Source organism: Rapidithrix thailandica, assembly GCF_039710355.1.
Taxonomy (GTDB): domain Bacteria; phylum Bacteroidota; class Bacteroidia; order Cytophagales; family Flammeovirgaceae; genus Rapidithrix; species Rapidithrix thailandica.
Genome location: NZ_JBDKWZ010000006.1, coordinates 28,219 through 46,829, shown reverse-complemented (window position 1 = coordinate 46,829; position 18,611 = coordinate 28,219). Strand labels below are relative to the sequence as shown.

9 protein-coding genes are annotated in these 18,611 nt (G+C 40.7%); 5 read left to right on the top strand and 4 right to left on the bottom strand.

Features of this window, described 5'->3' with window-relative positions; genetic code table 11:
• Positions 1-50: 50 nt before the first annotated feature.
• Positions 51-1,700: a S8 family serine peptidase gene (locus tag AAG747_RS11590; protein ID WP_346821336.1), complete on the top strand. Its 1,650-nt coding sequence runs from the start codon at positions 51-53 to the stop codon at positions 1,698-1,700.
• 98 nt (positions 1,701-1,798) lie between these two features.
• On the opposite strand, the gene AAG747_RS11585 is transcribed toward AAG747_RS11590, so the two are convergent.
• Together AAG747_RS11585 and AAG747_RS11580 are read right to left on the bottom strand one after the other, a co-directional pair.
• A complete protein-coding gene (locus tag AAG747_RS11585; RefSeq protein WP_346821335.1) occupies positions 1,799-2,383 on the bottom strand; it encodes a DNA-3-methyladenine glycosylase I in 585 nt (194 codons plus the stop codon).
• 40 nt (positions 2,384-2,423) lie between these two features.
• Positions 2,424-3,926 carry a GH3 auxin-responsive promoter family protein gene (locus AAG747_RS11580; protein ID WP_346821334.1) on the bottom strand — a complete coding sequence of 501 codons (1,503 nt, stop codon included), beginning with the start codon at positions 3,924-3,926 and terminating at the stop codon, positions 2,424-2,426.
• A gap of 866 nt (positions 3,927-4,792) precedes the next feature.
• Between AAG747_RS11580 and AAG747_RS11575 the strand changes: the two genes are divergently transcribed.
• The 3 genes from AAG747_RS11575 (at position 4,793) to AAG747_RS11565 (ending at position 13,532) form a co-directional block, all read left to right on the top strand.
• Positions 4,793-11,512 carry a PAS domain S-box protein gene (locus AAG747_RS11575; protein WP_346821333.1) on the top strand — a complete coding sequence of 2,240 codons (6,720 nt, stop codon included), beginning with the start codon at positions 4,793-4,795 and terminating at the stop codon, positions 11,510-11,512.
• A gap of 109 nt (positions 11,513-11,621) precedes the next feature.
• Positions 11,622-12,644 (top strand): histidine kinase, encoded by a 1,023-nt coding sequence (locus AAG747_RS11570; protein WP_346821332.1) that lies wholly within the window; start codon positions 11,622-11,624, stop codon positions 12,642-12,644.
• Between the two features lie 117 nt (positions 12,645-12,761).
• Positions 12,762-13,532, top strand: coding sequence for a LytR/AlgR family response regulator transcription factor (locus AAG747_RS11565; protein ID WP_346821331.1), 771 nt, complete (start codon positions 12,762-12,764; stop codon positions 13,530-13,532).
• Here the strand turns inward: AAG747_RS11565 and AAG747_RS11560 are convergent.
• Both AAG747_RS11560 and AAG747_RS11555 read right to left on the bottom strand, forming a co-directional pair.
• Complete coding sequence (locus AAG747_RS11560) at positions 13,529-14,005, bottom strand: hypothetical protein (protein WP_346821330.1); 477 nt, start codon at positions 14,003-14,005, stop codon at positions 13,529-13,531. The two genes, AAG747_RS11565 and AAG747_RS11560, sit on opposite strands and share 4 nt — an antisense overlap.
• 207 nt (positions 14,006-14,212) lie before the next feature.
• Positions 14,213-14,833: a DsbA family protein gene (locus AAG747_RS11555; protein ID WP_346821329.1), complete on the bottom strand. Its 621-nt coding sequence runs from the start codon at positions 14,831-14,833 to the stop codon at positions 14,213-14,215.
• Positions 14,834-15,867: 1,034 nt separating this feature from the next.
• Between AAG747_RS11555 and AAG747_RS11550 the strand changes: the two genes are divergently transcribed.
• A complete protein-coding gene (locus AAG747_RS11550) occupies positions 15,868-18,567 on the top strand; it encodes an ATP-binding protein (RefSeq protein WP_346821328.1) in 2,700 nt (899 codons plus the stop codon).
• Positions 18,568-18,611 lie beyond the last annotated feature (44 nt).

The window sequence follows — 18,611 nt, the reverse complement described above, 5'->3', positions numbered from 1 at the left end:
AAAATACTGTTTAGTTTGCAGAATTCTTTGAAGATAATTGTGATTAAAAAATGAAAAAAATACTGCTTTTGATTGGGGCATGTGTACTGGGTATGAGCATGCCTACGAAAGGATGGAGCCAGGATGCATTGAAGTTTTTCCTTTATTTTAAAGATAAGGACCACAATACTTATACCCTGGAGAAACCGGAGGAATTTTTATCGGAAAGGGCTTTGCAGCGCAGAAGTCGTCAAAATATTACTTTGTCTGAACGCGATTTGCCTGTAAGTGATCAGTACATTGCCGCGTTGCGAGCCCAAAATGTAGAGGTCTTGTATGCTTCCAAGTGGTTGAACGGGGTGTTGGTCAAAGTGACGGAGGAAGAATTGAAAGGTTTGCTAGCCTTGGAGTTCGTATCGGGCTATTTACATGCCTTCGGTCAATTGGAAACAAAAGAATTGAGTGAATCCTACCATAAAGAATCATTACCTCTTGTGAAGCCACAAAGCAATGCCAAATTGAATTATGGCTATTCTTTTGATCAGGTCAGTATGTTAAATGCCGATCAAATGCACGAGGACGGTTTTGCGGGGCAAGGGATACAAATAGCCGTGCTGGATGCGGGGTTTTATAAAGTTAATTCTCTTTCCGCTTTTGATTCATTGTTTGCCAACGATCAAATTTTAGGTACATACGATTTTGTCGATGCCGAAGAGAATGTATACGATGACCACCGGCATGGAATGCAAGTACTTTCTTGTTTGGCCGGATACTCTTCGGAGGGGTTGATTGGTACGGCATACAAGGCAGACTATTATTTATTTCGTACCGAAGATTTTTCAACGGAAACACGCTTGGAGGAAATTAATTGGTTGATTGCAGCCGAAAAAGCGGATAGTTTGGGGGTGGATATTATCAGTTCTTCTTTGGGGTATAATACATTTGATTATGAGTCGCAGAACTATACTCATGAGAATTTGGATGGTAATACGGCTATCATTACCCAAGCTGCGGATCTGGCTGCTGCTACGGGTATGCTAGTAGTGACCAGTGCCGGTAATGAAGGGAATGATCCGTGGAAAAAAATTACCGCCCCTGCCGATGCCGATTCTGTTTTGAGTATCGGGGCCGTTGACCGGAATAATGAATTAGCTTTCTTCAGCAGTGTAGGCCCTACGGCGGATGGCCGGATCAAGCCGGATGTTGTGGCCCTGGGAGTAGGTACTGTAGTGAATGGAATTAATGGCAATATTGCGACCAATAGCGGAACCTCTTTTTCTGCGCCATTGGTGGCAGGTTTGGCCGCGGGTATATGGCAAGCCAATCCTCAACTGACCAATATGGATTTGATTTTTGTAATCAAAGAGTCTGCCTCTATGGCACACAGTGCTAATTCAAAATTAGGATTTGGAATTCCCGGCTATACAAATGCGACTGAGTTTATCAAAAGTTTAAGTAAAAGCGTAGAGGGATTGTCGGTATACCCCAATCCGATTCAGGATGCGCAGTTGACCATCCGTTTTCCCCGGAAAGTGATCGGTAAGCCCTGCAAAGTGGCCATTTATAGCACAGATGCAAAAAGCGTATTACAATCGGAAATTGTCATTCAAGGAACCCGTCATACGTTTCAGATACCCGCCGTGATGGAAGCTGCCGGGCCTTATATTTTAAGGATCGATCTAGAGGGGGAAGTGGAAACTTTCAGACTGTTGAAAAACTAAGAAATGTACAATGCGAGTTATCTATATAAGAGTTGGAATGCTTGTCATTCAACTTTTGATAAATCGTTTTCATAATGGATGAAATTCGGAACGGTCACTTATTTTAAGTGACCGTTTTTTAATTCCGCATACCGGAAACAATCCAACGTATGATCATTTACCATACCGGTTGCTTGCATATGGGCATAGCATATAGTGCTGCCCATAAATTTAAATCCTTTTTGTTTTAAATCTTTGCTTAATGCATCGGATTCGGCAGTAGTGGCAGGCACTTCTTCATTGGATTTCCAATGGTTCACTTTGGGCGTGCCTTCAACAAATTGCCAGATATATTGATCAAAAGAGCCATAAGCTGCTTGTATTTCCAGGAATTTTTGCGCATTGTTTACTGCTGCGGCCACTTTTGCCCGGTTACGTATAATGCCAGGATTTTGTAGTAAGGTTTCTATTTTTTCGTTATCGTAGGTCGCCACTTTTTCAGGATCGAATTGATCAAAAGCTATCCGGTAGTTTTCCCGTTTGTTCAATACCGTTTCCCAGCTCAATCCGGCTTGAGCACTTTCCAATACGATAAATTCAAATAAGACTTGGTCATCGTGCACCGGGACCCCCCATTCTTCATCATGGTATTGAATGTAAAGTTTATTTTTAGGGTTTGCCCATTTACATCGCTGCTTTTCCATGGTTTTGATAATGCTTTCTTTTAATAAAGGTATTTGACGATTACCCGTTTAAGGTATATTGGTTAATTTGGTCGGCAATTTTCCGGTCATTGGCAAGTCGAGGAACTTTATTTTGCCCGCCCAATTTTCCTATAGATTTCATATATTGTTGGAAAGCATCACTTTGCAATGGGCTGATTTTCAGTGTTTGCAAAATATTTCCTTGAATCAAATCCTCATAATAGGAATTGAGCTCACACAACTTTTGGTCAAGTGTTTTTTCAAAAGCATTGAGGTCTGTGGGTAAGCGTTCAAAGGCCACCAACCATTCATGATGAGGCAAGCCTTCCATTGGATTTACTTGAGGAGCAACCGAAAATTCCGAAATGGCAACCTCCGGGTGTTGGCTCATGGCATACCGCATGGCTTGTTCCACCTCTTCTCCGATCACATGCTCTCCAAAAGCAGAAATAAAATGCTTAATCCTTCCGGTAACCAACAAGCGATACGGGTCTTTGGAAATAAACTTTACGGTATCTCCAATGGAGTAACCCCATAAACCTGCATTGGAATTAATGATCAAAGCATAGTTCTTATCCAACTCAACTTCTTCAATTCGTAAGCGGGTAGGGTTTTCATTGAAGTATTCTTCCGTGGGGATGAATTCAAAGAAAATACCACTGTTCAATAGCAGAAGCAATCCCGGGTCTACCTGTGAATCCTGGTAAGCAATAAAGCCTTCGGAGGCAGGGTATGTTTCAATCGAATCAATGGGTTTACCTATGGAGTCAAATAGTTTTGCCCGGTAAGGCTCAAAGTTGACCCCTCCATAGACAAATAATGAAAAATCCGGAAAGATATCTTTGATTTTCTTACCGGTTTTCTCCGTAATCCGGTCAAAATACATCTGCACCCAAGGGGGGATTCCTGAAATCAAAGACATAGGTTGTGTTAATGTCTCATCAATGATTTTCTCAAGCTTTTCTTCCCAATCCTCTATACAGTTTGTCGGATAGCTGGGCATTTGATTGGTTCGTAGATATCCGGGCACATGGTGATTGACAATGCCGGATAGCCTTCCGGTAAGGATGTCTCCTTTGGTATCCAATACCGGGCTTCCGGATAAGAAGATTAGTTTTTTGTCTAAAAATTGACTATTTCCTGTCGTGTGAATATAGCTCAGCAAGGCATTTTTTGCTGAGTTGATATGATTGGGAATAGACGCTTTGGTAATAGGAATATATTTTGTTCCGGAAGTGGTACCGGATGTTTTGGCAAAATATACCGGTTTTCCAGGCCAAAGCACATCTTGTGTCCCGGTAATTATTTTTTCTATATAAGGTTTGAGCGCTTCATAATCGCGAATGGGTACCCGTTTCTTGAAATCCTCATAGGTTTTGATTTCATCAAAGGCATGGTCTTTCCCAAAATGAGTAGACGAAGCCGTTTTGATCAGGCTCCCAAATACGTTTTGTTGTGTCTTTGCTGCTTGTAAAGCCCAAGCCTGTTGCTGCCGGTATACAAAGGCGGCCAAAGGCTTGCTTAGTACAGATCTGATACCCATAGTTTCTTGCTTCTGTTTTCAAAGCAAAGATGAATAATCCAAGGAGGAACGCAATAAACGAAGGCAAGAATTTTCGGGAATTTTCCTGTTTTTCCCTCTTGTCTGGGAACCAAACAGAAAAACCCCTGGCAAGTTGCCAGGGGTTTTTCTTGAGATAACTTTCCTAAAACTAGCCTAAAAAATCAAATGTCAGTTGAAAAAATATGCTCCTTGTTCTTATTTCGAACAGGGCATTTGTTTGAGAATTTTGTTAAACAACGGCCCTTGTGTAGAGAATGTTTTTAGACCAGTGTGAATTCTTTGAAAATTCCTAAAAGAAGCTGTTTAAGTAACAAAGAATTGATGATCCTAACAATGTGCCGAGTACATACACGGCTCCTGGTTATCGTTCGAGTTAGTAATGGGAAATGAGGATGATACGGTACCCGAAAAAAATGCGATAAAAAAGCAGGCTTCTATAGGGGAAAGTCTTTCTGGATACGTCCTTATTGTATCTCACTGAGATTTTTCTTTTAGAAATTCCGGTTTGTATAAAATAAGTGCAAATCCGGGGAATGAAAATACGTAGTATTGAGTTCTTTATGTTTAAAACGCAATCATGTGAAAAAAGCATTCGCGTAAGAGAAAGATTAAATTGAGCAAAAAGAATTCTTTGAAATACAATGTAAAGGCAACGGCCATTGCCAAAAGGAGGGCAAAGATTGAGAGGTATCTCCTCGACAAGCGTAAAGATATCTCTTTCAGGACATATTTATCCCTTAAAGGCTGTTTCCCCAGAGAATTTTTTGCTATATTATAAACCAAATTCTTGCTTTTCGATATGCAGACTATGTGAAATAGTAAGTGTCAATTACTCAACTTAACAAATGAAATATACATTAGATCAGGAGCAGCTAATCTATGCTAGTGATAGGACGCGTATCTACCTGAAAAATGAAGGCGATGGGCCGCCAAAGGTAATGAAAGTAATGAGCCTGGAATATCCGGATCTCTGGCAAATAGCCCGTTTTAATAATGAATACACATTTACGCAAGAGGTACAGTCTCCGGGAATTCGAAAGGTACTGGCAAAAACCATTGTCGATGGGCATCAGGCTTTAGTGATGGAATACGTGGAGGGATGCTCTCTAAAAGAGTTGGTCGAAAAAGGGGCCATACCCATCCCGCAATTTCTGACTATTGCCATTCAATGTGCCAAACTGCTGAAGGTTATTCATCAGCATCACTATATGCATAATGATTTGAAGAGCAACAATATCCTCTTGGATGATGCCGGAAAGGTGGTGCTGATTGACTTTGGATTGTCCTCCCGTTTGCATCCCGACTTGGCTACGAATCAATCTGTAACCCACCTTCATGGTACATTAAGCTATATCTCACCGGAGCAAACCGGCCGGACGAATCGCAATGTTGACCAACGAAGTGATTTGTATTCTTTGGGAGTCGTTTTTTATGAACTGTTGACAGGACGTCTGCCGTTTACTGCCAAAGATCCTCTGTCGGTGATTCATCAACACCTTGCCAAAAAAGTAATAGAGCCCAAAGCTCTCAATCCCGCCATACCCGAAATTCTTTCCGATTTAGTTGTAAAACTTTTGGCCAAATTGCCAGAAGAGCGCTACCAAACGGTCCAAGGGCTGATTGTCGATTTGAACAAAATTCAGTTTTTAGCTCAAACCAAGAATATTCCGTCCTTTGAATTGGGATTTGCAGATGTCTCCAATTCTTTACCGAAACCGGAAAAGCTTTTTGGAAGGGATAAAGAATTCTCGTTTTTAGCCGACCAATGGGAGTTTGTTAAAAATGGAGAAAATCTTACGGTTTTATTAACCGGAAAACCCGGCTTGGGGAAATCCCTCTTGTTAAAAGAATTCGCCAGAACCTGTCTTGCCGAATGTTACTATGTGGAAGTTGAATGTGATGCACAAATGAAGAACATTCCGCTGGGTGGGGTCCAAAAAATAATTCATGGACTGGTGGATTGCCTGCTTTCGGAAAGCGATGGAAAACTGACGGCTTTCCGCGAAAAAATTATCATGGAACTGGGCCCCCAAGCTTCCCGGCTGGTGGCATTGTTTCCACGTCTGCAATTAGTATTGGGAATTAGGGCCAGCGAATTGAAACAAGGTCATTTTTTAACACAGAAGAGTAGTAATTTTTACTTGATCAAAAAACTTTTCGGTTGTGTGACTTCATTCAGAAAGCCATTGTTGGTATTTATTGATAACCTCCATCAGGCCGATACCTCTACCTCGGATTTTTTTACAGAGGTCATCAAAGACCCCTGTATTCCCTATTGTATGATCAGTGCGGCTTGCCGGCAAGGCCCTGAACTCTTAGCCTTGACAGGAGGCTTACCCGGAATTAAAACAAGCAATTTTACCTTACATCCACTTGAACCCATGGATTATCTGGCTGTTAATGAAATGGTCAGCGCAATCCTGAAGCGGGAACCCTCCCAGACGGGTTGGCTCAGCAAAATATTATACGAACGTACTTCCGGGAACCCATTTGATATTTGGCAGACCTTACATAGTTTGAAAGAAGACGGAGTATTGACTCTTCAAAAAAAACAATGGGTGTGGGATGAGAAGCAAATCCAACAGGTCAATTTATCCAAGCAACTGGCAGAGTACAATATTTTGAAAATCAATACCTTACCGGAAGAGTGCCTGTACTTGTTGAAAATTGCTTCCTGCGTAGGGAATCCGTTCAGTTTGTATGCCCTCTCCCAAATAGGAGGGAAGGCCCCCAAAGAGGTGTTGGAAATACTGACTCCGGCTATCGAACAACAATTTGTCATTCCGATTAACTTAGAGTATCAGTTGCTTCATGCCAATAGCGGGAAAGAAGTGGCAAGCAAGGTATTGTTGAAGTTTTCTCATGATACGTTTTTTGAAGCTACCTATAATTTATTAAAAGGGGATGAGAAGAAACAGATTCCCCATGCAGTGGCCTTGTTTTTCTGGGAAGAATTGAGGGAGAAAGATACTACACAAAAAGTCTTTGAAATAGCCCGTTTTCTTCAAGTGGATCAGTGTTTACAAGAAGAAAAGCCCCCGGCCAAAGCCTTGTTGGGCCTTTTCCTGAATGCGGCTATAAAAGCCAGGGATGTATTGACCTATGCCGAAGCGATGGTTTTTATAGAAAAAGGCCTCAAGTTGGTGGATGGGAAGCGTTGGGAGTCCGATTATGCTGAAGTGTTAAGGTTGTACAATGAAGCCATTCGCATTGCTTATCTATTGCAAGATGAAGACAAGGCGGAAACCTTTATTGTGGAACTAGAACAGCAAATCCGTAACGTTCATGACAAGGTGGATGTATTTGAGTTGAAAATCCGCTATCTGGCGCAGAAAGGAAATCAAAAAGTAATGCTGGAAGAAGGGGAAAGGATGTTGGAAGTGTTGGGTTTTCAACAGGAAGCCTTTCTCTCCAAAGAGATTGATTTCAAGACCATACAACAGCTGCCTGAAATGAAAGACCCCTATCATTTGGCTATTATGCGTATACTCATTGCAATGATGCCTGTATACTACAGCTCTGCCCCACAAGTAATGCGCTATAAAATTGATGCAATGATGGGGATGGTCAACGAATATGGGCTCTCCAAATACGCCTCTTTTGCTATCTGTTTGAAAGCTATCCAGCTTTGTGATTCGCTAGACGAAATTGATCTGGGATACGATCTGGGAAAGTTGGGAATAGAATTAACCAAAAAGTACCCGGATAAAGAAATCGAATTAAGGGTTCGCTATCTGTACTATAATTATATTTCCTATTACAAAGACAATATGTCTGATAATGTGGAAGAGTTAGGCAAACTGGTGAAAGAGGGCATCGGAATAGGCGATATTGAGTATGCAGGGTATGCGATGACCAACTATGCAATGGGGCAGTTTTTTACGTGTAAGAATGTGGACTTTGCCAAGGCAAAGTTGGAAAGGATGCTGGAAGAAATTAAGCCTTATCGCCTCAAATATAATTTTTTAACCTCCAGTCTTTTCTTACAGGTGTTGTACAACCTGTCTGAGGGAGGGAAACAACCTGCTTTGCTTAACGGAAAAGCTTTTGATGAAACCGATGCTTTTGAAAAAGTGGATTGGAATCGTTCCAAAGTACTGTCTTTTAACTGGAACGGGGCAAAAGCCATCTTGCATTATATTTTTAGAAATTATCAAAAAGCAGAAGAGTTTGCACAACTGGCCGAGCAATACAAAACTGAAACGGTGGGGGCATATTTTAAACCTACCTTTAGTTATTATAAAGTATTGATTGCGCTGGCCAATATTAAAGAAGGTGAACACCTTCAATTGGCCGCCATTGAAAAATCCTTGCCGGAATTGGAGGGCTTGGCCGCACATGCTCCTGAAAATTTTGCCCATAAATTAAGCTTGGTAAAAGCGGAACTGGCCAAGCAGTATGGACGCTTTTGGGAAGCTATGCAGCTTTACGACCAAGCCGCCAAACAAGCCGCCAAAGTAGGAGCTTTGTTTGACGAGGCATTGATCAACGAGATGGCCGGAGAGTTTGCCAGAAGTCAAAATATGGATAAAGTTGCCCGTACTTACCTTACCGAAGCCCGGTATAAGTATCAAATCTGGGGGGCAAAAACCAAAGTAGACCAGCTGGAAGCAAAATATTCCGCCACTTTAAATTCCACTACTTGGGACAAAGGAGCCACCATCTCCTCTTCCTTTTATCCGGGGCTCCCCAATCTGACAGGGCAGAGTTATGTATCCAGCTCAACCACTTCCTCTACCGTCTCTATCGATGTACTGAGCGTACTCAAAGTTTCCGAAACCTTGGCCCGGGAAGTACAATTGCCCCGTTTGTTGAAGAAAATGCTGGCTTTACTCATTGAAAATGCCGGAGCAGAAAAGGCCGTGTTGATTACCCGGCAGAAAGAAGAACTCTTGCCCATTGCTTCCATGACCAATGGACGGTTTACCTTGTCTCGCAATACTGCTTTGTCAGCATCTCAATTACAACCCAACTCATTGATTCGCTATGTAGACCGGACCAATAAGATGATGGTATTTGATGATTTGAGTAAAGAGTTGAAGTTTGGAAACGATCCTTATAACAAAAAGTATAAACCCAAATCAGTAATCTGTTTTCCCGTGATCACCAAGCAAAAGACGGTGGGGATTTTTTATCTTGAAAACAACCTGACAGACAGGGCTTTTACCCGGAACAGGGTGGAAATCCTGAAACTCCTGTCAACTCCAATGGCTATTGCGATTGAAAATGCGCTGGTGTATCAAAAGTTGGAAGAGAAAGTAGAGGAGCGTACAAGGCAACTGATGTTGAAAAACAAACAGGTACAAGAACAAAGAGACGAATTGTCAACTGCTTTGGCCGAGTTGAAAGAGCTTAACCGGAACATGATGACGAAAAACCGGGCCTTGGATACTGCTGCCCTTGTCACTATTTCGGATGATCAAGGAAATATCCTCTACGCAAACGAACAGTACAGGGAATTAACCGGATACGAAGCCCATGAATTGATAGGAGGAAATTTTGACATGTTGCGTTCGGGTTACCATCCCGAGTCTTTCTTTGACGAACTTTGGGCTACCGTCCGCAAAGGAAACACTTGGAGGGGAGAAATCTGTAACCGTTCGAAAAGCGGAACGCTTTTTTGGGTGGACACCGTTATCTCTCCGTTTATGAACGAGGATGGAAAAACCGACCAGTTTTTAAGCATTCGTTTTGATATTACCGATAAAAAAGAAGCCGAAGAGAAACTGAAGCAAAGTGAGAACCTGCGTAGGGTGATTTTGGAAAGTTTGCCTATTCCGGTGGTGATGACGGACTATAAAACCGGAAAGATCATTTATTCTAACAAAAATGGCTTGGAACTATTAGGCTATGAACCCGAGGAGGTGTTGAAGGCCAGCTCTATCGAACTGTATGAGAACAAAGAAGACCGGGTGAAGATGATGTTAGAGTTAAAAGAAAAGGGAATCATCAACAATTGGGAAGTGCCTTTAAATATCAACGGTCGTAAAATGTGGATGGCACTTTCCGGCAGCCTGTTTGAATACGAAGGTAACTTGACTACGGTCTTCGGAATGATTGATGTGACGGAAATCAAAGCTGCTCAGAAGAAAATCCAACATCAAAACCATTTGTTGAGCAGTACTAACGAAGAACTCTATCAAAAGAACTTGGAAATCCAGTTGCAAAACGAGGAAATTCAACAACAAAACGAAGAAATTACGACCATGATGGAGTCGTTAGCAGCTACCAATGAGGCATTGGAGGAAAGTAAAAACCGGCTTAAATTTGCTATGGAGGCTTCCCGTTTAGGGTCTTGGGATACCAACTTTGAACGTACCATATGGGACGAAGCCTGTGCGAAAATGCATGGCTTTCCAAGAAGCTACCGCTATGCCACCCTGGACGATTGGTTGGATTCATTGGTGCCAAAGGATTATGAAAAAACCAAAAATTTCTTCCAGGCATATTTAAACGGAGAAGTGCCGCGGTATGAAGTGGAATACCGGGTGAGACTGAAAAAAGGCGGTTTTCGCTGGATATTGTCCAAAGGAGCCATCATCGATTATAAAGAAGACGGCACTCCTGCACGGATGATAGGAGTATCTATGGATATTACATTGCGCAAAATCACCGAAGAACAACTCAAACGATATAGTGAAGAGATGCGTGTTTTGAATGAAGAATTGTCCATGCAAAACAGAAAACTGGAGATGGCCTATGCCGAACTAAATCATGCACATAAAGAATTGAAGTCCACTCAAAGTCATTTGATCGAAGCAGAAAAAATGGCTTCTTTGGGGCAATTAACAGCTGGTATTGCCCATGAAATCAATAACCCGATTAACTTTGTGAGTGTAAGTGTCAAGCCTTTATTGAAAGATTTGGACATTATCAAAAGTGTATTGAATAAAGTAGAAGCCTTTGATAAGACTACCATCGAAATAGAAGAGGTAAAATCCTTGATCACACTTTATAAACAATTGAAAGTAAATGAGGTCTTTTCGGAAGTGGATCTTCTCTTAAAAGGTATAAAAGAAGGTACCGACCGCACTGCCGAAATAGTAGACGGCCTGCGGCACTTCTCGAGAATGGACTCTGCCGGGGTGTTCCGGTATGCAGACCTGAACGAAGGTTTGGAGTCTACATTGACCTTGTTGAGTAATAAACTCAAAAAGACGATCAAGGTAGAGAAAGACTTGAGAGAACTGCCAAAAGTGCAATGTCAGATTGGGAGGATTAACCAGGTTTTTATGAATATTCTGAACAATGCGATTCAGGCAGTGGGAACAAAAGGAACGATTTATATCAAAACCTGGAATGAAAACAGCCATAAAGTGATGGTATCCATCAAAGATACGGGGTTAGGCCTGGATGAAAAGTTAAAATCCAAAATCTTTGAACCCTTCTTTACCACCAAAGATATTGGAGAAGGGACGGGGTTAGGTTTGTCTATATCTTATGGTATTATCGAACAACACAATGGAAAGATTACTGTACATTCGCTTCCGGGTCATGGTACCGAATTTATAATCACATTACCGGTGCTCCAAAACCCAAAATATATTGTAGAAAAAACGGTGTAAATCGTTGTCGACAACCATTGTCAACTAACTATTAATGCTAAATAAATTTTTCCTGATGTCAAAGGAAATGCTATACTTGAATGTCAAATTACCAATCTAACCATAGATTATGTTAGAACATAAATATACTATATTATATGTTGATGATGAGCTATTTAACCTGATATCTTTTGAAGCGGCCTTTCGTGAGTTCTTCCATATTTTAAAAGCCCAAAGTGGCAATGAGGGCTTAGAGTTATTAAAACAACACTCGGTAGATCTGATCATCAGCGATCAGCGAATGCCCCGGATGACAGGTGTGGAATTTTTGGAACAAGCGATCGTAGTCAGCCCTGAAGCCGTGCGAATTGTGCTGACAGGGTACAGTGATACTCAGGCCATCATTGATGCAATCAACAAAGGTAAAGTCAATTACTACCTGCGGAAGCCTTATGATCCCGATGAGTTTAAAATCTTATTGGACAAAGCTTTAGAAGCTTATCAACTTCGTAAAGATAAAATTCAATTGATTCAGGAAAAGGAACAATTGAAGTTGGAAGCCGAAAAACGGGAGAAAGAACATATCTTGTCGCAATTAGAAAACCTGAAAAATCAAATTAACCCCCACTTCCTTTTTAATTCTTTGAACTCCTTATATGCCATGGTGAGCGATAGGGAGGCCAAAAAGTTTATTACCAAGTTGTCCAAAGTGTACCGTTACGCGTTGGACTTTCGAGATCAACAACTTGTCTCCCTAAAGGATGAAATGCAATACGTAGATGACTATGTGTATTTGCAAAAAACAAGGTTTGAAGACAAACTGAAATTTGTTTGTGAGATTGACGACCAAATGTATAAATACTTTGTGCCGCAATCAGCCGTGCAATTGCTGATTGAAAATGCCATCAAGCACAATGTCATTTCTTCCAAACGCCCGCTGGAAATTAAAGTACTTTTGGACAAAAATAACTACCTGTTAGTATCGAATAGCTTTCAGCCCCGAAAAGGTGAAGTGACATCTACAGGAGTAGGGCAGAATAATTTGAAAGAGAGGTACCGCTTTCTCTCTACTTTGCAACCCGAATTTTACCGCTCCGAAAGGGATTATATCGCCCGAATACCTTTGCTAAAACCAGGGTATAGCAAGATTTAAAAAAATATATTTACGCATTTCCCCTCCCTTTTTTCAGGGAAGTTTGTATAGACAACAATTACAGATAAATGTTGACTACTTAGAATAAATTTCCATTTAGGGTATAAACTGAGTACTATGAGAGTTTTGATTGTAGAAGACGAACCAAAAGCACAAGTAGAGTTGGAGCATATGTTAACCGAGATTCGGCCAGGTATTCAAATTGTCAATAAATTGGATACCGTTTCCGAAACGGTGGGGTGGCTCAAAGAACATGGAGCTCAAATTGACCTGATCTTCTTGGATATCCATTTAGCAGATGCAAACAGTTTTACCATATTCGAACAAATCGAAGTAGATATCCCCATTATTTTTATTACTGCTTATGATGAATATGCCATCAAAGCATTTAAAGTCAATAGTATTGACTATCTGTTGAAACCGATTGATGAGGAAGATTTACGGATTAGTTTGCAGAAATATGAAAAATCCGTAGGTAAACAATCCGGGGAATCGTTTGATTATAAAGCTTTGGTCAATGCGCTGGATCGTAGTGAGAATAAATTTCAAAGCCGCTTTATGGTGACTTCCGGAGCCACCATTCGCTCCATTTTAGTAGAAGACATTGCCTATTTCAGAGGTGAAGGCAAGTATTTATACATCATTACCAAAGATAATCAGAAATACATTATGGATATGTCATTGGTAAAACTCGAAAAACTTTTGGATCCCAAACGGTTTTTCCGGATTAACCGCAAGTATATTGTTAGCTTTGAGGCCATTACGGAAATGATCGCCTACTCCAAAAGCCGGGTTAAGCTAATTTTAAAGCCTGAAGTAGCCGATGAAATGGAAACGATTGTCAGTGTGGAACGCTCGGCAAACTTCAAAGAGTGGCTGAATCACTAATGGGGCTTTGACCCGTAAACAGTAACCAGTTTCGGGTTGCTTTTGTCCCTGGTAAATACATAGGCACTCTGATGTTTGTATACATCCTCTAAGATAGATCCAAAGCTGGCGGCTTTAAACACAATACAACCTTTCGGTGTTTTTTTGCACGGCAGCTTTTTATCGTTTCCATTGTTTAAATCAATTTGATAAAAAGTGGTTTCGTTACTGATTCGTACATAGAAGTATTTTTTCTCTTCATCCATGTAGGCCTCTTGCAAAGAAATAAAATTTCCCCTTAAACGAATATCGTACAGCTTCTCCCAGGAACCGAACCGGTAAACCGTAAGTGCCCGGCTTTTATTATCATTGCCATGCTTAATAAATATATATTTATTATCGCTGGAAACCAGTACTTTGTATGCCTTTCCGTCAAAGTCAGAAGCGCTTAATGTGGCAATTTTAGTATATCCTTCAATAGGATCTTGCGCCATACTGAAGTTTGGTAAAAAGGAAAGAAAAATAATGGGCAAAAAGGAGATATAGTGTCTCATAAAATAGTCTTATATTCGGATAGAATGAATCAAGCTGAATTGAATAGAAACAAATTTATGAGTTGTAAAGCATAAAATAAAACATTGCTCCGAAAACCTCGGTAACTCTGTCTCCTATTTTGACCTCTTTTCAAGTAAGGGATCGGGCTAGTCAATGATTTTCCGGATGATTTCATCCATGTCTTCAAAAGTCCTATAACCTAAAGCCAAGGCAAAAAGCTCTTGGTTGTAACTGAGGATAACGGATGGAAACCCGGTAACGCCTATCTGTTGAGCCCATGTGAAGTCATCGTATGTTTCCTTTCGGGTGCTTTCTTTTTGGAAATAGGTATTAAAATCTATAGGGTTGATACCTAGTGATTTTGCTGTTTCAATAAGAACTTCATCTTGGGTAATATCTATTGCTTTCGCATAGAAGGCACTTTGGATTGCCTTAAAATAGGCATGAGCTTTTTCAGGTATGAAATGTCGAACAGTAACTATGGCACGGCAAGGTTTTTCCGTATTATAAACAAAGCCTTTTGCACTTTCTAAAAGCCGGAAATCAAAAGGCTGTTGTGTGCGGGTGTGTACTTCCTGCCAATGGTCTTTCAGAAAATCACGCATTTTTTGATCCATCGGTTGAGTTTCATAGGGACGCAAGCCTCCTACTACAGTTCTGAATGGGAACCTATCTTGATACTTCGACATCAGTTTGTCAAGCTCGTTGACCATTCCGTAACACCATGAGCACATGGGATCACCTATATAAATAATTTCTTCTTTCATATAACAAGGAATTTTGTTATGGAAGTGAATTAACCTTTTTCTTCTTCCTGAAAAATGTTTCAAAAGCGCCTCCTTTGTGTTACTTTTTTTAACAATAGCGTTGGCTATTCTTTTCAAAAAGTGCCTTGATGAGCCGGTTTTGATTCCATGTTCGGTCAAAAACTATACGTTTAAACCACTTCATTCAATAATTAAGTTCAAAGAAAAACAGCTACCTCTTTTGAGACTGCCTCCCTCTCAAGGGTAGTGCGTAAATACTTGATACCCTGAGGGCAAATACCTGTTTAGAGCATGTTGAAAACTCGTTGCGGGAGCTGCTCCTTTGAGAGGTCGCCCCTTTGGCGGTAAAAAATCTCAGTTTAGGACTCTCAACATATTGCACTGAGGTTCCTGAAATGGGAGTTCTTGACCCAAAGGTGAAATTTAAACATGCTCTTAGGGCGATTAAAGATATGCAAAGTTCCTTATAAAAAATCAGATTACAGCATTGTATAGGGTTGATTATTGTATATACAAATAAGACTGGTTTAGCATCCGGGAATCACAGCTGTTGTGATCAATACATTTGAGATCACAATGAATGGAAATGAGGAGGTTATTGAAAAGGCATTAGCGAAAAAGTTTAGAATTGCTATGGACATAAAATCAGCAGCTTATCGTATTTTTGTGCCTGGATTCTATAGGGCATTAAGTGAGCTCGATTTGTACGAATGGAAACGAAATGAAAATTCAAGAAATATCAGGGAGTACTTTAAAAGAAAGTAAAATCTTTTTTTAGCAGACACAAAAGGTCTATTTTTATAGTAAAATTCACAAAATAGTATTTCTCAATCCCTGAGAATGTTGGCAAAGAATGCTTTATCATAGAGCTGCGAAGACCTTTAAAACCGAATAAATCCCCTATTTTAAAATCTGTCTATGTTGTAAGAGAGTGGGTGAAATACCCTGTGTTGATGTAATGAGGGGGGTGATGGTGAGCAAAACTGAAAGACTCTACACTGCTTTTCGGGGCTCTAAAGAAATGAGTTTATAAAATGGCGAAAACAAATAATCAGGTACCAGACATCAAAGCAAAAGTACGCCTAGGATTTGGCTTGGCTTTGCTGATCATAGTAGTTGCCGGGTACATTACGATTTCTAATTTCCAAAAGCTTTCCTCTTCGGTTGAACTACTTTCGCATCCGGATCAAAAGCTCTTTATGTTTAACCGGGTCCTTACGGATATCTCCGAGGCTGAAGGCAGCGCCAGAGCTTTTACTCTTACCAGCAATCAAGAGAACCTGGACATGTATTACAAATACATGGATAAAATCTCCAAAACTTTAGACTCTCTCAAATCCTTTACACTGGATGTTGATTCTCAACGAGTCCGGTTAGATTCTATTTCTACCTTAATGGCAGAGAAAAAAGAGGGGTTTGCTACCTACATTGAATGGAAATCCTGGCAACAAAGTCAAATGTTTACGGACAAAGCCATCAAAGAGATTGACCAAAACACTTCTGATACGGTTTCTGCTATTATCACTACGCAAACAAAAACAACTACGGATGTAAAGGTGGATACACTGGTAGTTGAAAACGAAGAAGAAAAAAAGAAAAAGGGCTTTTTGGGTTTGGGAGGCTTGTTTTCATCTAAAAAAAATAAAAAGGCCAAAGAGGCTAAAGAAGAAAAAACAGAGAGCGAGGAAAGCAAAGAGAGCGATAAGGCGAAAAACGTTGAAAACGAAGTCGCCACGAAAGTGACTGAAACCAAAGTGAAATACGATACCAGTGTGGTGGTAAAAAGTAATCAGGGAAAGCTAATCCGGGATGTGAAAAGTATTCTGGAAGAAATAAAAATGGAAGAGCGGTATCAAAACTGGTATATGAATGAACAGGAGTTGAAGCTTTTGCAGAAGGATCAGCAAATTATGGAACAAATCAAGTCCATCATTACCGAAATGGAGCAGGAGCAATTTCTCCGTTCCCAAGAAAAAACCAAGGCGGCAAAAAATATTGCCAACTCCTCCATCTTAGTAATGTTAGTAGTGGGCTTGGCAGGTTTGGTGATTAGTATTGTTTTTATTTATTTGATTTCCAGGGATATAGCAAAAAGTAATTTTTACCGGAGGCAATTGATTAAAGCCAAAAGCGAAGCGGAGCGTTTGGCCCGGGTCAAAGAGGAATTTCTCGCCAATATGAGCCACGAAATCCGGACTCCGCTTAATGCTATTTTGGGGTTTTCAGAACAGCTTGCCCAAACCCGGTTGGTGGGTAAACAAGAACAATGGTTAAGTGCTGTCAAAGATTCCTCAATTCACTTATTGGATACGGTGAACGATATCCTGGATTTTTCCAAATTAGAAGCCGGGAAATTGCGGTTTGAACAAAAACCGTTTAAGTTGGAATACGTCTTGAGTGAGGTGTACCGGATTTGTAAGGTGCAAGCGGACAAAAAAAACTTAGCGCTTTCCTATATTCTGGATGATAAAGTCCAAGCGTATATATTGGAAGGGGATGAGTTTCGCCTGCGACAAGTGTTGTATAACTTGCTTTCCAATGCCATTAAATTTACGGTAAAAGGATCGGTACAAATATTTGCCAGTGGGGAAGATAACCAAGACGGAACACTACAGGTGAGTATTATGGTGAAAGATTCGGGGATCGGGATTCCCAAAGATAAATTGGAAGTGATTTTTGAGAGTTTTAGCCAAAGTGATACAACCATTACTCGTAAATATGGCGGTACAGGCTTAGGCTTAACCATTTCTCGTAAAATTCTGGAAGAGCAAGGAGGAAGTATCCAAGTAGCCAGTGAACCGGGCAAGGGAACTGAGTTTTCGTTCAATCTGGCATATAAAATTAGCGAACTGAAAGAAATTGTTAAACAATCCAGTTCTATCAATTACGAAGAGTTTATCAACCGGGGTTTACGCATTCTGGTAATGGATGATGATGACTTTAATATCATGTTGACCCAAGCGATATTAAAAAAGTGTGGCGTGCAATTATTTATCGCTAAAAATGGAAAAGAAGGCTTGAGGCTTGTTCACTTACATCCATTCGATATTATTTTGTCGGATATTCAAATGCCTGAAATGAGTGGGGTGGAGTTTATAGAGGCTTTAAGAGCAATGCCGGATAAAGAAAAATCCGAATTGCCTGTAGTCGCACTGACGGCTAATGCCAAACAAACAGACCTGGATCATTATTTGGAAAAGGGAATGACCGATTACTTGTTAAAGCCCTTCAAGGAAGAAAGTTTATTAAATAAAATTGCCAATGTATTGGGAATGGAAAGTGTGAAAGTGCAAGATGAAGGGCGAAATTATGCATATTCGGAATCCGAAGAGGAGGAAGAGTTGGAAGAGATAGATTGGAAAGGGCCTGAAGAAGTCGTGATTGACTTATCCGAATTAGAAGTTTACGCAGGTGGAGACAAAACGGCATTAGCCGCCATTTTAACGACCCTAAAAGAATCCAGTGAAGAGGGAGTAAAACGAATGTCGGAAGCAATGGCGCAAAACAATATGGAACAAATCAGGGAGCTGGCCCATCGGTTACATCCGGCTTTGGAGCATTTGCGAGTAGATGCGTTAGCTGTCCCAGTCAAATATCTGGAAAGTTGGGTTAAAGAAAACCAACATCTGGAAAGGGTGCCGGAGCTGGTAACGTTGATCTCGGAGAGAGCCAAAACGTTGTTTGTGTTAATTGATGAAAAAGCCAAAGAATTGGAAACGCTGGAAGGAGCCTAAGGGCGAAAAAACAACACTCAAAAAACAGCTCCATGAATCAGAGC